Annotated in this window: 12 protein-coding genes; 7 read left to right on the top strand and 5 right to left on the bottom strand. The window is 33.5% G+C overall.

The window, feature by feature from the left end; translation table 11 throughout:
* Positions 1 to 83 precede the first annotated feature (83 nt).
* The 3 genes from NQ163_RS20750 (at position 84) to NQ163_RS05575 (ending at position 4,652) form a co-directional block, all read left to right on the top strand.
* A complete protein-coding gene (locus tag NQ163_RS20750) occupies positions 84 to 2,345 on the top strand; it encodes an NADP-dependent malic enzyme (RefSeq protein ID WP_326493317.1) in 2,262 nt (753 codons plus the stop codon).
* Positions 2,346 to 2,485: 140 nt separating this feature from the next.
* Complete coding sequence (locus NQ163_RS05580; RefSeq protein ID WP_268189291.1) at positions 2,486 to 3,091, top strand: trimeric intracellular cation channel family protein; 606 nt, start codon at positions 2,486 to 2,488, stop codon at positions 3,089 to 3,091.
* Positions 3,092 to 3,164: 73 nt separating this feature from the next.
* Positions 3,165 to 4,652: a glycoside hydrolase family 130 protein gene (locus tag NQ163_RS05575; protein ID WP_268189290.1), complete on the top strand. Its 1,488-nt coding sequence runs from the start codon at positions 3,165 to 3,167 to the stop codon at positions 4,650 to 4,652.
* Here the strand turns inward: NQ163_RS05575 and NQ163_RS05570 are convergent.
* From NQ163_RS05570 to NQ163_RS05560, 3 genes are read right to left on the bottom strand one after another with little or no spacing between them, the layout of a single operon-like run.
* On the bottom strand, positions 4,649 to 5,809 hold the full coding sequence (locus NQ163_RS05570) for a glycosyltransferase (protein ID WP_268189289.1): 1,161 nt from the start codon (positions 5,807 to 5,809) through the stop codon (positions 4,649 to 4,651). The two genes, NQ163_RS05575 and NQ163_RS05570, sit on opposite strands and share 4 nt — an antisense overlap.
* A gap of 7 nt (positions 5,810 to 5,816) precedes the next feature.
* Positions 5,817 to 6,848, bottom strand: coding sequence for a glycoside hydrolase family 130 protein (locus NQ163_RS05565; RefSeq protein WP_268189288.1), 1,032 nt, complete (start codon positions 6,846 to 6,848; stop codon positions 5,817 to 5,819).
* A gap of 4 nt (positions 6,849 to 6,852) precedes the next feature.
* Positions 6,853 to 7,254, bottom strand: a complete 402-nt coding sequence (locus NQ163_RS05560; protein WP_268189287.1) for a hypothetical protein — start codon at positions 7,252 to 7,254, stop codon at positions 6,853 to 6,855.
* Between the two features lie 215 nt (positions 7,255 to 7,469).
* Here NQ163_RS05560 and NQ163_RS05555 point away from each other — a divergent pair, with 215 nt between their 5' ends.
* The 4 genes from NQ163_RS05555 to NQ163_RS05540 all read left to right on the top strand — a co-directional run bounded on the left by NQ163_RS05555 (position 7,470) and on the right by NQ163_RS05540 (position 12,081).
* Positions 7,470 to 7,844 (top strand): DUF7670 domain-containing protein, encoded by a 375-nt coding sequence (locus NQ163_RS05555; protein WP_268189286.1) that lies wholly within the window; start codon positions 7,470 to 7,472, stop codon positions 7,842 to 7,844.
* Between the two features lie 94 nt (positions 7,845 to 7,938).
* The gene (locus NQ163_RS05550) at positions 7,939 to 9,108 is read left to right on the top strand and encodes an adenylate kinase (protein WP_268189285.1); all 1,170 of its coding nucleotides are present in this window, start codon (positions 7,939 to 7,941) and stop codon (positions 9,106 to 9,108) included.
* 157 nt (positions 9,109 to 9,265) lie between these two features.
* Positions 9,266 to 10,363: an FIST signal transduction protein gene (locus NQ163_RS05545; RefSeq protein ID WP_268189284.1), complete on the top strand. Its 1,098-nt coding sequence runs from the start codon at positions 9,266 to 9,268 to the stop codon at positions 10,361 to 10,363.
* Between the two features lie 119 nt (positions 10,364 to 10,482).
* On the top strand, positions 10,483 to 12,081 hold the full coding sequence (locus NQ163_RS05540; protein WP_268189283.1) for a hybrid sensor histidine kinase/response regulator: 1,599 nt from the start codon (positions 10,483 to 10,485) through the stop codon (positions 12,079 to 12,081).
* A gap of 121 nt (positions 12,082 to 12,202) precedes the next feature.
* On the opposite strand, the gene NQ163_RS05535 is transcribed toward NQ163_RS05540, so the two are convergent.
* Both NQ163_RS05535 and NQ163_RS05530 read right to left on the bottom strand, forming a co-directional pair.
* Positions 12,203 to 13,372 (bottom strand): tetratricopeptide repeat protein, encoded by a 1,170-nt coding sequence (locus tag NQ163_RS05535; protein ID WP_268189282.1) that lies wholly within the window; start codon positions 13,370 to 13,372, stop codon positions 12,203 to 12,205.
* Positions 13,373 to 13,464: 92 nt separating this feature from the next.
* Positions 13,465 to 14,634: a tetratricopeptide repeat protein gene (locus NQ163_RS05530; RefSeq protein ID WP_268189281.1), complete on the bottom strand. Its 1,170-nt coding sequence runs from the start codon at positions 14,632 to 14,634 to the stop codon at positions 13,465 to 13,467.
* Positions 14,635 to 14,647: the final 13 nt, after the last annotated feature.

The raw sequence follows: 14,647 nt of genomic DNA, 5'->3' as shown, positions 1-14,647 counted from the left end.
CATTTCTTACGCGCTTTTATTAGCATCTTTGTAGCTCACAAAATACTATTAACCGTGCTTATTGCACAAAGAAAAACAAACAAATGGCAAAGATTAGTTCAAAAGATGCTTTAAGATACCATTCTGAAGGACGTCCTGGTAAAATTGAAGTAATTCCAACAAAACCATACAGAACTCAACGAGATCTGGCTTTAGCCTATAGTCCGGGTGTTGCCGAACCATGTCTGGAAATTGAAAAAAACGCCGCAGATGCTTATCGTTATACAGGAAAAGGAAATCTTGTGGCCGTAATTTCTAACGGAACAGCAGTTCTGGGCTTAGGTAATATTGGAGCATTGGCCGGAAAACCGGTTATGGAAGGTAAAGGTCTGTTGTTTAAGATATTTGCAGATATCGATGTTTTTGATATCGAAGTTGATGCAACTGATGTAGATAAATTTGTAGAAACCGTTAAAGCAATTGCCCCAACTTTTGGAGGTATTAACCTTGAGGACATTAAGGCTCCGGAATGTTTCGAGATTGAAGAAAGATTAAAGAAGGAACTTGATATTCCCGTGATGCATGACGATCAGCATGGTACTGCTATTATTTCTGCGGCAGGCTTATTAAATGCATTAGAACTTGGAAATAAAAAAATTGAAGATGTAAAAGTAGTCGTAAATGGAGCAGGAGCTGCTGCAATCTCTTGTACAAAACTATACATCTCGTTAGGTGTTAAGCCCGAAAATGTAATCATGTGCGATAGTCGTGGTGTAATCAACTCTAAACGTACTAACTTAAATACTCAGAAAAAACAGTTCATGACAACACAAGATGTTGATACTCTTGAACAAGCTTTAGTGGGTGCCGATGTATTTTTAGGTTTATCAGTTGGTGGAATCATGAGCAAAGAAATGGTTCTTTCAATGGCGGAAAATCCTGTAGTATTCGCTTTGGCAAATCCTGATCCTGAAATTTCATACAACGATGCTTTCGATGCTCGTAAAGATGTTATTGTTGCTACAGGTCGTTCTGATTATCCTAATCAAATCAACAATGTATTAGGTTTCCCATATATTTTCCGTGGCGCTCTTGATGTTAGAGCTACAGCTATTAACGAAGATATGAAAATTGCTTCAGTTCATGCCATTGCCAAATTGGCAAAAGAGCCTGTACCAGAGGCAGTTCATGCTGCTTATAACGAAGCCAATATCGTATTTGGCAGACATTATATTATCCCTAAAGCATTGGATCCCAGATTGGTTTCGAGTGTTTCCATTGCAGTTGCAAAAGCGGCTGTTGAATCGGGTGTTGCACAAAAAGAAATTACAGACTGGGATGCCTACGCAGAGGAGTTAAAACAACGATTGGGAACTGAAAATGAGTTAGTGAGAACGGTATTCAACAAAGCAAAAAGATTCCCTAAGCGTGTTGTATTTGCCGAAGGTAATAACTTTAATGTACTTAAAGCTGCACAAATTGCTTTAAACGAAGGAATTGCAAAACCAATTATATTGGGTAATCCAGAAAATATTCAGCGCATTGTTGAAGAGAATGAGTTGGATTTAACTGGTGCTGATATTATTGATGTTCGAAGTGAAGCTGAAAGAAGAAGAAGAGATAGCTATGCTAATATTTTATGTGAGAAACGCGGCCGTAAAGGATTAACCCACAAGGAAGCAGCTGAAAAAATGTACGACCGAAATTATTTCGGTGCCATGATGGTTGAAAATGGTGATGCAGATGCATTCATTTCAGGATACGCAACCAGATATTTCGAAGCACTTAAAATTGCCAGTAAAGTAATAGGTATAGAGGAAGGAATGAAAACTCTTGTGGGAATGAACATCATTATGACCAAAAAAGGTCCGCTTTTCTTCTCGGATACTACAGTAAATTCAGAACCAACGCCACAATCCTTGGTTGATACAACGTTAAGTACTGCTCGCGCATTAAAAACATTTAATGTTGATCCGGTAATGGCAATGGTTTCTTATTCAAACTTTGGTTCGGTAAGAAAAGGTAGCCCTGTAAAAGCCAATAAAGCAATTGAATATTTACACGAAAATCATCCTGAATTACCCGTTGATGGTGAAATGCAATTGAACTTTGCCCTTGATAAAAAACTGAGAGATGAGACCTTTGCTTTTAACAAGATTAAAGGAAAAGATGTGAATACAATTATTTTCCCAAATCTTAGCTCCGGAAATATTGCTTACAAGCTAATGCAAGATCTTGGTGGTTTGGAAAATATCGGGCCTATTTTGTTAGGAACAGCAAAACCTTTCCATATTGTACCAATGGGATGTTCGGTAAGAGAAATCATTAATATGACTGCAATAGCCGTGGTTGATGCACAAGGATAAATTAAAAAATTAACACAGATATAAAGAGGATGGAAGTTAATTTCATCCTCTTTCTTTTTTTAATCAGAAAGCATACATTTTAATTGACAATTGGCATTGTTTTATCATCGGACTTTCTATTTTTGCAAAAATTTTAAATCATGAGTGTAATATACTTTCTGGATCTTATTGGAACACTAGTATTTGCTATCAGTGGAACATTGTCTGCGGCAAATAAAAAGCTTGATTTATTTGGAGCTTACTTTACTGGGTTTATTACAGCTATTGGCGGTGGTACGCTAAGAGATGTGATATTGGGAAACTTCCCAGTTGCCTGGATTAGTGATTTAAATTATATCATAATTATTAGTTTGGGTGTAATGCTTACTTTTCTTTTCAAGAATACAATCATGACTTTGAAGCGTACCCTGTTTCTTTTTGATACTATTGGAATTGGAGTTTTTACAATTATCGGCATTGAAAAATCATTGAGCCTTGGTATTCACCCATTTCTGGCAATTATTATGGGCTTATTCTCAGCGGTAATGGGCGGAGTAATTCGCGATACTTTGTGTAACGATATTCCTTTAATTTTCAGAAAAGAAATTTATGCAACTGCATGTCTCGCTGGTGGAGTTTTATTTATTCTATTAAATTATTTAGAGATCAATTCTGCATTAAATCAATTCCTTACCATTTCTTGCATTATACTTTTCAGATTGCTATGTATCAAGTTTAAAATCTCATTGCCTGTATTAAAATACTAGCTAATAAGCCATTCCTTTTTCTTTAACGAGCCGAAATTTCGTATATTTAGTAAGCTCGTTAAAAAGGATTCAAATGGCTAATAGAGAGAGAAAAATTTCCATAAACAAACAAGTTCTTCATTTTACTCCAGATGATTCCAGGGTGGTAACTCATTTTTTTACGCCAGGGAACAGCAAGCGTATTGAGAACATTTTTGAACGCATATTCCTTTTATCTGAGGAAGAAGCAAAAAAAATTTTAGATCAGACCTTAAAAAATTTTTCTAAGCGCCATCGCAATATAAAGAGAATTTTTAAGGACAATTTCGACAAAATTATTAAAACAACAGAATTCGAAAATAACTTTAGCCTGGAACAAAAGCTATTAATTGGTTCTTATTTCACCATGGAATATTCCATTGAATCCGCTGCGCTTTTTAATCCATCCATTGTTATTCACCCTGAGGCTATCGATTCTGAATCAGGTAGATTAAAGGTTCTATTAAGCTTCAGAGCTGTAGGAGAAGGACATATTTCTTCAATTGTCTTTAGACGAGGGGTAATTAGATCCAATGGTGAATTACTGGTTCAAAAAAGCAGTGCTTTGGTTGAACGGGTAAACCGAACTCCTAATTCCATATATCTAAAAAGTGATTTTTGCCTGAAGTTAAAAGAAATTGGTACTTATGATTTGGTATCAAAAATATTGGACAATCTGTTGGATGAATTCACATTTGATGAACTAGAGGAAGCCATTCAAATCTTCAGAAAAATGAAGGATATAAAGCATAAAAAAATTGGAAGAAGTAGCGAAGAGGCTATAGATACCTTACTGTGGTTAGCCAACGCTAATTATGAGATCAAATTTTCACCAGAGTTGGATATTAGCGCACGAGTAATTTTCCCAGTTTCAAATAATGAAATCAAAGGAGTTGAAGATGCTAGGTTTGTATTATTTAAAAATGGTAATGGAACGGGAAAACATGTTTACTATGCAACCTATACAGCTTACAATGGTTTTACAGCTTTACCACAATTAATAGAAACTGTTGATTTTTGTCATTTTAAAGTATCGGTTCTTTTGGGTGAAGGATCAAAAGGCAAAGGCATGGCTTTATTCCCAAGAAAAATAAATGGCAAATATGCCACAATTTCCAGAAATGACAATGAAAACCTGTACATCATGTTTTCTGACAATATTAAGTATTGGGAAAATCCTATTCTCCTTAAACCTCCAGCTTTTTATTGGGAATTTTTCCAAATTGGTAACTGTGGCTCCCCAATTGAAATTGAAAAAGGCTGGCTTCTTTTAATTCATGGTGTTGGTCCAGTACGAACCTATACCATAAGTGCCATATTACTCGATCTGGAAGACCCAACAAAAGTGATTGGATTACTAAAGGATCCATTTTTAATTCCAAACGAACAAGAACGAAATGGCTATGTTCCTAATGTTGTGTATTCATGCGGCGCAATTATTCATAATGACATGCTGATTCTACCATATGCAATGTCCGATTCACGCTCTGGAATAGCATCACTTAAAGTAAAAGAATTACTTGATAAGATGATTTATTATTAATGGACAATTTTTGCGTTTGAATCTAAACATTCTGGTCTATAATAGAACTGTGCTCCATCAATAGGTGGCACTAAAAGTTTCTCATACAATTCTATATGCCTATTGGCAATTTGTGACCAATTAATTTTCTCATTACTAATCCTGATATTCTCTTGAAATTCAAGCCTTAAATCATCATCTTGCAGGAGATTTGTGATATGATTTACATATTCATCATCTGTTGTAGCATAAAATCCACCTTTAACTTCTTCTATCCAATTTTTGAAGCTCATTAATTCAGAAGTAACTACCGGTAATAGCAAAGCTGATGCTTGGGCCAACACTCCACTTTGACCTCCTTTAATGTATGGTAAAGCCATAACATCTGCAGCACTTAAAATTGTATCCAAAGTAAATTGAGGAAACTTACCAAATAGTATTTTAACATGCTTCTTAATTTCCAGCTTGTTCAATGATCTATACAATTGATCTTTATAGTCTGAATGTTCATTAATTCTACTTCTGGACGCCATAAGCAAAACTAAATCTTTATTCTTTTCAACTAATCGCGGAAGCAAATCAATAATTTTCTCAAAGTTCTTAGTTGATCTCATATAGCCTACTAATAAAAGCACCTGTCTTCCTTCCAAACCAAGTAGTTCTTTCGCATTCTCAACTCTCTTTACTTCTCGGACTCCATGAGGAATGACAAGTATTGGATTTGGACAATCATATTCCTTCAACAGAATATCTTTCTGAAAATTTTCATGGACAATTATCGAGGAGCTCAGATTTAAGATGTGCTGTACGATTATTTTTTCTTGATATTTAAGGTCTTCAAAAACAGTATGCAAAGTTACAACTACAGGAGTATCGGCTAGATTACAACGAATTAAAAACTCAATAATCTGTACGCCTCGTTGATCTCCAAATAATCCAAACTCATGTTCTATTTGAACAATATCGGGAGTTAATCTTTCTACATGAAAGAATAATTTGGAAGCAATGTCCTGGTCTTGTGGTGTATATACCTCAAATACATTATCACCCTTAGCTCCAATTTGAGCCAATATTCTAATTTCTTTTCCTTTGGCACTTACAGAATCACTTAAATATTGTGTGTAAGTTGCAATTCCACACTCGGTAGGTGGATAAGTTGAAATATATGCAATTCTCATAATAGGCTTAATTAAAATATTTTAAAAGATCTTGTACACTTGTAATTGCAAGACAAACCGTCTCATCACAAGCGCCATAATAAATCCACAATTCTCCATTATCTTTCTCCACTAAGCCATTTGTAAAAACAACATTAGGGAAAAAGCCATTTTTCTCATATTCCATTTCTGGAATCAACACAGGTGCATCTACTTTCTTTAATATTTTAGTAGGATCATGAAGATCAAGAAGCAGTAATTTTAAGGAGTAAACACTTTCTTCTCCTTTCGCATGGTAAATTACCAACCAACCTTCATCTGTTTTAATCGGAGAGGAACCGCCTCCAATTTTTTGTTGCTCAGTTTTTGATCTATCGGGACGCAACAAACAAATATGTTCGCCCCAATTCATCATATCCGGAGAAGTAGCATACCAAATAGATGGCAATCCAAATCCCTTATTATCCGGACGATGAATTGCTGCATACTTCCCATTTACTTTCTCAGGAAAGAATGCTACATCTTTGTTCAAAGGAGGAAAAACAATTCCAAGTTTCTCAACATTTATAAAATCTTTGGTTTTAGCTAAATAGGTTACATATCCGTCCGCTGAAACAGCGGTATAGTTAATGTAAAACACATCATCTATTTGAACTATTCTAGCATCCTCAACTCCAAAACATTCACAATCCAAAGTAGGGTAGATAAATGGTTTCTCCTCAACAATAAAGCGAATACCATCGTTACTACGAGCCAACCTCAGGTGGCTCATCGTTGTCAAATAATCAACACCTTTATAAAAATACCCTCGTGTATCTTTATAAATCAATTCAGGATCATTCCTTTCAATTATCATTACCTTGGCTTCTCCGTTTTGATAATACGGAATGGTAATGTGATTTTCATAGGGTAAAGAATTCTCTGCTACTCTAATCAAAAGAAGAGTTTCATCTTTAAATTGTATTGCTCCAGGGTTGAAAGCTCCTAAAACCTTGAATGAAGGATTGGAAGCCTTAACATCTTTTGGGCGAATCAACGGATTACGATTATGTCTCTTCATGATTTCATGACATATTAATCAAGTTGGTAAAATTTAAGTATTTCGCAGCATGCTCACCATATGTATGTACCTTATCCTCGGAAATCTGGTAAGTGCATCGTTCACCATATACTCCTGAGAATAAAATTTCATATTCTTGATCCTCTTCATCCTGCATTACGATTTTGTAAATATTCTCATGGATTCTTTTGTCCAATAAACTTTTGTGGCAACAAGGACAAAACATAGAAATTTTCTCATCATTCTCCATTTCAAAATTCGTATGCTTAAGGATCTCATAATCACCAAGGTGTATACTAAATAAAAGAACTCCCTTTTGCCCTTTTTTATTTTTTGCTGAGATCACAATTCTATCATTAACATTTAGATAGTTTCGACAATGTGGACATATATAATTTGCATTCATAAACAATAAGTTTAAATAGTTCGTTAGATATAAAAATATACGTCTTTAATTGAAGAATGTCAACTTAAATTGATTAATAATCAAGCATATAAAACATTATTTTTTTGACTCGTCAGATTTAGAAAGCAATTTAGTTTAAGATCAAACTTTCAAATCCATTTTAAATCGGTTATATTTGAATTACGCTAAAATGAAATGGCAAAACACAATTAGATTTGAAGTTATTAATAAACATTATTCGTTGGTTAGCTAGATTTTTAGGAATATTTCTATTCCTATTTTTTGTTTGGTTCGCAATTGAAGTTGGTGCACCTGATTTAGATATGATGAGTAATCAGGAAGTAAAATTATTTCTGGGCAATTTAGTAATGCTTTTAGGTTTAATTGTTGTTTGGAAATATGAATTTATTGGATGCGTACTTTTAATTGGAGGATATATCTTTTTCTCCATAGTAAATTTCTCTTTCTGGATAGGACCTATATTTCCAATTTTCATGTTAATCGGTATACTTCATCTATTTTGTTGGTTTGCAGAAGCTTTTAGAATTGCTAAAAAGTTTAATTTTTCCGTGCGTATGTTTTTAAAATGATAAAGCATAATAAAAAGATTAAAAACGGGCAGATGTAGCATAAAAATTACTAATTTTGGATCTTAACTAACTTAAAAAACATAAATTTAACCACATGTTAAACATTGCATTGTTCGGACCTCCAGGAGCCGGAAAAGGAACTCAGTCTAAAATGCTGGTTGAGAAATATAACTTAGCATATATTTCAACTGGTGATATCCTAAGAAATGAAATTGCGGAAGGAACTGAACTTGGATTACAAGCTAAAGATATTATCAAAAAGGGAGGCTTGGTACCCGATGAAATTATAGTTCAAATTATTGAGGAGCGAATTAAAACAAATACTGAAGTTAAAGGTTTTTTATTTGATGGTTTTCCTCGTACAACGGTACAGGCCTATATTCTGGAAGGTTTACTTCTAAAAATGAATACGAAATTAGATTGTATGTTGAGCCTGGAAGTTCCTGCGGATCAATTACGCAATCGTTTGCTTGAGAGAGCAACCAAAGAAAACAGACCTGATGATACTGAAGAGGTAATTAATGTTAGATTGCAAGAGTACGACACGAAAACTGCTCCTGTAGCTAACTTTTATAAAGAAAAAGAAATCTATCATGGCATTGATGGCTTAGGAGGCATTAATCAAATTTTCGATCGTCTGACAAATGTTATTGATCAAACGCTTGAGAAATCCTGGATCAATTTGGTTCTTCTTGGCCCTCCGGGATCGGGAAAAGGAACTCAGGGAAGAAGATTGGCAGAAAAATTCAATTTGGTTTATATTTCTACCGGACATTTAATGCGTCAGGAAATTAAAAAAGGAACCGAAATGGGTAAAAGTGCTAAAACTTATATCGAGAAAGGGGATATAGTTCCTGATGAAATTGCCATTAAACTAATCGAAAGACAAATCAAAAAGCATCCTGATGCAAACGGATTTATTTTTAAAGGATTTCCAAGAACAATCGTTCAGGCATATATATTAGATGGTTTGCTTAGAAAACTTCAATCTACGGTTACTTCTGCAATCAACTTAAACGTGCCTACCTTAGAATCGATTAAAAGATTAACGGCGCGAAGTAAAACACAGAGCAAGAGAGCTTATGATGCTGATACTGACATTATTATTCACAGACTGGAACAACATGAAAAAAGAAGTTCCAAGGTGAGCAATTACTATTCAAAACAAAATAAACTAGAATTAGTTGATGGAGTTGGAGACGAAGACCTGGTTGCGGATCGACTTAGTGAAGCTGTAATAGAATCATTTAAAAAGATTAGATAACAAAAAAGCCGGTTTTGATTTAAAAACCGGCTTTTTTTTTCTATAAAACCCAAAAATCACCACTTGACAATCTCGTTTTGATATTTTGTCAAATCTGAGGAAAATTATTTTTTAATTTTGCTAACATTGTAAATCACATCAATCACTTTTAAGGTTTATGTATTTAGAAAAACCTACTATCAATAGTATTCTTAAAGGTTTAAAGAAACTGTCGGTTTCCGATAATACTCAATTTTTATTATTGATTGGGGAAAATTGCAAATTAAACCTGGAGGAACTGGTACTTTCATTAAATAAAGAAAAACACTTGTTTATAGGAGGAGTGTTTCCCAAAGTGATTTATAAAAATCTTACATCTGACACTGGTATAATCATTAAAATGATCAATCTGGATGTAATCCCAATTTACTTCAACTCAGAGGAAGATTTCTTAAATCAGTATGCAGATTATCACGAACATAAATTTACTACTGCATTTACTTTGATTGATGGTCTTTCCGAAAAGGCATCCGATCATTTAAGCACTTTATTTACACATTTAGGAAATAATGTTCGGTTCTTTGGTGGTGGTGTAGGCTGCCTGGAAGCCAAAGATAAAGGCATTCTATTAACAAATGATGGAGTCTTTAGCACAGGAACCATTGTCGTGTTTCTAAATTCGGATACCAGAATGGATGCAAAACATGGCTGGCAAAAGTCTGAAGGTCCATTTATTGTTACCAAATCAGAAAAAAATTTAATTAAAGAACTCAACTGGGAAAATGCATTTGAAGTATATCAAAAATGTCTCAAGGATACTCAAAAACTTAATCTAACAAAAGAGAATTTCTCAGTACATTCAATTCATTTCCCATTTGGAATCTATAAGGAAGAAAGAGATTACATTGTGCGTGATCCCTTCGATGTAAATTCCAGTGGCCACATAACATGTGTTGGTAATATTCCTGAAAACTCATTAATTGATATTCTGGCAATTGAAAAAGAACAGCTGAAAAATATCTCAAAAACAATGATATCCAATTGCATTGAAGAAACTCAAAGTAATCCATTAGCAATAATGTTTAGCTGTATATCAAGAGTTAAACATCTACAAAATCAGTTTGACGAAGAATTGGAAGCTTTTAATAATGAATTAACTGCAATTTTCCCTAATTGCGAATTAGAAGGGGCTTTATCCATAGGAGAAGTGTATTCCAGTGGAGAAGGATACTTGGAATTACTGAACAAATCTATTGTTTTAGGACTAGCTTATTAATTTATATAATGAATACGAATAGCTTAATTACTGATATATCGTTTTTATACGAACTTTCTTTGTCTGTCGGACAATCTCTTGACAGAAAAGAAAATTGCAAAAATTTCTTACAAACTTTGATGTCAAGAAAAAATCTGGAGTTTGGAGGCGTTTGGATTCGAAATTATAGTATTCCATACTCAGCAAAAGCTACAGGCTACACAGTAATCTATTCACATCCACAAATTAAACTTGAACAAACAGATATAGAAGACTCTAATTTTTTAAATCAATGTTTTGAAGAAAAGGATTCCTTTTCAATTCCACTAAGCATGGAGGCGAGAGAAGCCATTGGATTTAAAAAGAAGGAGAGAGGTGTAATCACTTGTTACAAATTACAGGAGTTGGGTTTTGTAGTTTTGTATTCTTCAGCCCAGGACAAAGTGTGGAATGAAATTGAACAAAGGAAACTTAAAAATGTAATCAATAAATTTGCCGTTTCAGTAAAGGCATGTTTGTTTCATGAAAAATCTATTCTTGATCTCATCACAATTTCTAAAACCCAGAAAGAATTAGAAAAAGCAAAGAAAGAAGCTGAAGAATCAAATGAACTAAAATCGGCATTTCTTTCAAATATCAGTCATGAATTCAGAACTCCAATTAATGCTATAATAGGATTTTCAAACCTGCTGAAAAATCAAGATGTTAATCCTGCAGAGCAGAAAGGATTTATTGATAACATATTGAATAGCAGTAGCAAACTGCTTAAGATGGTTAATAATCTGTTGTACGTATCAAAAGTAGATTCAAACCAACTGCATTCCACTTTGAAAACCTTTAAAATAAATGAAACATTAAGGGAAGTAAAAGCTCATTTAAATTCTCAGCTTACCAATAAGCCTCAAGTAAATTTTAAATTGGTATTTCCTAATAATTCTGAGGGTGTACAAATTGAATCTGACCGTGATAAGTTGATTCAAATAATGGATAGTTTAGTTGATAATGCTATTAAATTTACGAATACCGGCAATGTTGAATTAGGATATTATATAGATGACAAATCGATTCCTGTTTTTTACATAAGAGATACGGGAATTGGAATTTCTCAGGAAAAACAAAAACATATATTTGAAGTATTTCGACAATTGGATTATGAAGCCAATAGAAAATTCGAAGGATTTGGATTAGGCCTTACTTTGTGTAAAAAGTTAATTCAATTGTTAAAGGGTGAAATCTGGTTTGATTCTGAAGAAGGCGTTGGATCAAATTTTTACTTCAGATTATCAGGTAATGGTCGAATTCAAATGGACTTGCTAAACGACCCTAATTCAGGCTTAAATGATAACATAGGGTCCATTAATGATTTAGATTTTTCTGAAAAGAATATTTTAATAGCTGAAGATGTTCGATCTAACTTTAATTACTTAAATGCAATTATCGAGTTAACTGACGCATCTGTCGTATGGGCTAAAAATGGAAAGGATGCTATTCAGATTTGTCGTGATAATGATCCTAAAATTGATTTGGTTCTCATGGATATTAGAATGCCCGAAATTGATGGTATGGATGCCATCAAGCAAATTAAAGAAACAAATAAATCAATTCCGGTAATTGTACAAACTGCATATGCAATGAACAATGAACGAGAAGAATGCTTGAACGCAGGAGCCGATAATTTCATAACGAAACCGATTGACCCAAGAAAATTAATTCAGATACTGCAAGATTATTTGCAATAATAGTTAAAACTCAGCTTCACAACAGACATATTTCCAGATATTTAAAAGTCTTATAATTCATATTATGTTATTTTTATATATTTAAAAAAAAGGGATCACTTAGATCCCCTTTAATTCAATCTTATTGCATATTATCCAATTGGGCTTTTACCTCATTATACTTTTCAAGGTAAGCTTCTTTTTGATTTCTAAGTTTAAAATAAATCTCTTTCAAAATTAATAAGGTGTTTTTCTCACCAGGCTTTACTTCCAGTGCACTTACAAAATATGGTATAACCTTTTCGTACTCAGCATAAACCTCTTTTATTGCTTCATTATATTTTTTAGCATCTAAAATTTCATTTACTTCTTGATGATGCTTACTTACTTTATTTGACTCAATAATGGCTAAATTATATCTAGGAATAAACGCTTTAGGATCTAATTCTATTGATTTTTTATACATAGAAATTGCGTTATCTAACTCTCCCATTTTATCATACAATTGCCCTTTAGCACTATAAAATGTTGCATTGTTTGGATCCAAAGCAATCGCTTTATCTAAATAATCTGCTGCTTTCTGTGGCTCTCCTCCAAACATGTAATAATTAATTAATTCTACAAGCATATCTGAGTCATTTGGAAACAACTCAAATCCTTTGTGAATATATTCTACAGCCTCCTTTTCATTACCCGCTGCTTTTAAAACCTTCGACAAATATGCATATGTTTTTGCGCCTCCATACTTATAATCAATGGATTTCTTATAGTATTTAATGGCTTTCTCATACTTTTCAGCTTTTTGAGCCGCCATACCTGCATTATAAATTACAATAGTATCTACAACTGGATTGTCTTTAAAGAAATCCATGGATTCAATTTCAAGAACTTTTTCAAATGCAGCCAATGCTCCTAAATAATCTTTATCATTATAGCGATTTACAGCTTCGTTTGTATAATCAGGAATCATGTTGGTCATTTGTGCTTTTACAGGCTTAAGCATCTTCCCTTTCTGATCTAGCTCAAGAGCTTTTAAATATGCAACATAAGCAATATCCAAAGGATTTTTTTCCAAGTTTTTATAAGCAGGAAGCGGACTTTCAAAAATCCCCTGGTAAACTTTACCCTTCACAAGATAGGCTTTTGGATAGTTTACACATTTTTCGTGCTGAATTCCTTCATCAATAGCTTCTTTAGCTTTATCTAACTTACCTGAAGTAAGATAATTTTGTGCTCCGGTTACCTTACTTTTTTGTGCGAATACAGAAGAAACGCTAAAAATCATAACCAGAATGAATGATAATTTTTTCATGTTTTCTATAATTAAACTTAATGATGTTTAAATGTAACAAAAAAAGAGGGAAACACAATGCTTCCCTCTTTTTTTATGTCAATATAGAAATCTTATTCCATTCCGTCCAACTTAGCTTTCACTTCGTTGTATTTTTCTAAATAAGCTTCGTTTTCGTTTCTAAGTTTGAAATATAATTCTTTCAATGTAATCAATGAGTTTTTCTCGTCTGGTTGCATTTCAAGAACTTTTTCAAAATATGGAATTACTTTTTCGTACTCTGCATAAACAACCTTAATTGCTTCATTGTACTTTTTAGCATCCATAATTTCATTAGCCTCTTTGTGCTTAGCAATTGCAGCGTTCAATTTTAAAAGACCCAAGTTGTACTGAGATGTATAATCATCCGGAGTTAACTCTAAAGCCTTAATGTACATTTCTTCAGCTTTTGCAGGTTCTTTAGTCTTTTCGTATAAAGTACCTTTTGCACGATAGAAAGATCCATTATTAGGATCTAAAGCAATCGCTTTATCCAAGTAATCAGCAGCTTTTTGAGGCTCTCCTCCTAACATATAGTAGTTAATTAGCTCAACTAACATCCATGAATCATTTGGAAACAACTCAAATCCTTTGTGAAGGTATTTTACAGCTTCTGCCTCATTACCACTTGTTTTTAATACATTAGCCAAGTTAGCATATGCTTTAGCACCACCATAGTTGTAATCTATCGATTGCTTATAATACTTAATAGCTTTATCATATTTTTCAGCTTTCTGAGCAGCCATACCTGCATTAAAAATAACAGCAGTATCTACTACAGGATTATCTTTAAACATATCCATGGCCTCAATTTCCAATACTTTTTCAAAAGCTGCCAATGCACCAGCATGGTCTCCTTCATTATAAAGATTTACAGCTTCATTGGTATAGTCAGGAATCATATTAGTCATCTGTGCTTTTACAGGCTTAACCATTTTTCCTTTTTCATCCAATTCTAAAGCTTTAATATAAGCAGCAAAAGCCACATCAAGTGGATTTTTAGCCAAATCTTTATATGCAGGAAGTGGACTCTCAAAAATTCCCTGGTAAACTTTACCTTTTACAAGGTATGCTTTAGGATAGTTTACACATTTTTCATGCTTAATTCCTTCATCAATAGCTGCTTTAGCCTTATCTAACTTACCTGAAGTAAGAAAGTTTTGTGCTCCGGTAACTTTACTTTTTTGTGCGAATACAGCCGAAACGCTCAAAATCATAACCAGAATTAATGATAATTTTCTCATAATCAATGTTTAG

The organism is Marinifilum sp. D737, from assembly GCF_026672275.1.
GTDB lineage: Bacteria > Bacteroidota > Bacteroidia > Bacteroidales > Marinifilaceae > Marinifilum.
Note: the sequence above shows the minus strand (reverse complement) of the source record. Positions and strands in the feature narration are given on the sequence as shown.

Excerpts from the sequence above, each read along its gene's own strand:
- NQ163_RS20750 (WP_326493317.1), top strand. The coding sequence starts at position 84 with ATGGCAAAGATTAGTTCAAAAGATGCTTTAAGATACCATTCTGAAGGA.
- NQ163_RS05580 (WP_268189291.1), top strand. The coding sequence starts at position 2,486 with ATGAGTGTAATATACTTTCTGGATCTTATTGGAACACTAGTATTTGCT.
- NQ163_RS05575 (WP_268189290.1), top strand. The coding sequence starts at position 3,165 with ATGGCTAATAGAGAGAGAAAAATTTCCATAAACAAACAAGTTCTTCAT.
- NQ163_RS05570 (WP_268189289.1), bottom strand. The coding sequence starts at position 5,809 with ATGAGAATTGCATATATTTCAACTTATCCACCTACCGAGTGTGGAATT.
- NQ163_RS05565 (WP_268189288.1), bottom strand. The coding sequence starts at position 6,848 with ATGAAGAGACATAATCGTAATCCGTTGATTCGCCCAAAAGATGTTAAG.
- NQ163_RS05560 (WP_268189287.1), bottom strand. The coding sequence starts at position 7,254 with ATGAATGCAAATTATATATGTCCACATTGTCGAAACTATCTAAATGTT.
- NQ163_RS05550 (WP_268189285.1), top strand. The coding sequence starts at position 7,939 with ATGTTAAACATTGCATTGTTCGGACCTCCAGGAGCCGGAAAAGGAACT.
- NQ163_RS05545 (WP_268189284.1), top strand. The coding sequence starts at position 9,266 with ATGTATTTAGAAAAACCTACTATCAATAGTATTCTTAAAGGTTTAAAG.
- NQ163_RS05540 (WP_268189283.1), top strand. The coding sequence starts at position 10,483 with ATGTCAAGAAAAAATCTGGAGTTTGGAGGCGTTTGGATTCGAAATTAT.
- NQ163_RS05535 (WP_268189282.1), bottom strand. The coding sequence starts at position 13,372 with ATGAAAAAATTATCATTCATTCTGGTTATGATTTTTAGCGTTTCTTCT.
- NQ163_RS05530 (WP_268189281.1), bottom strand. The coding sequence starts at position 14,634 with ATGAGAAAATTATCATTAATTCTGGTTATGATTTTGAGCGTTTCGGCT.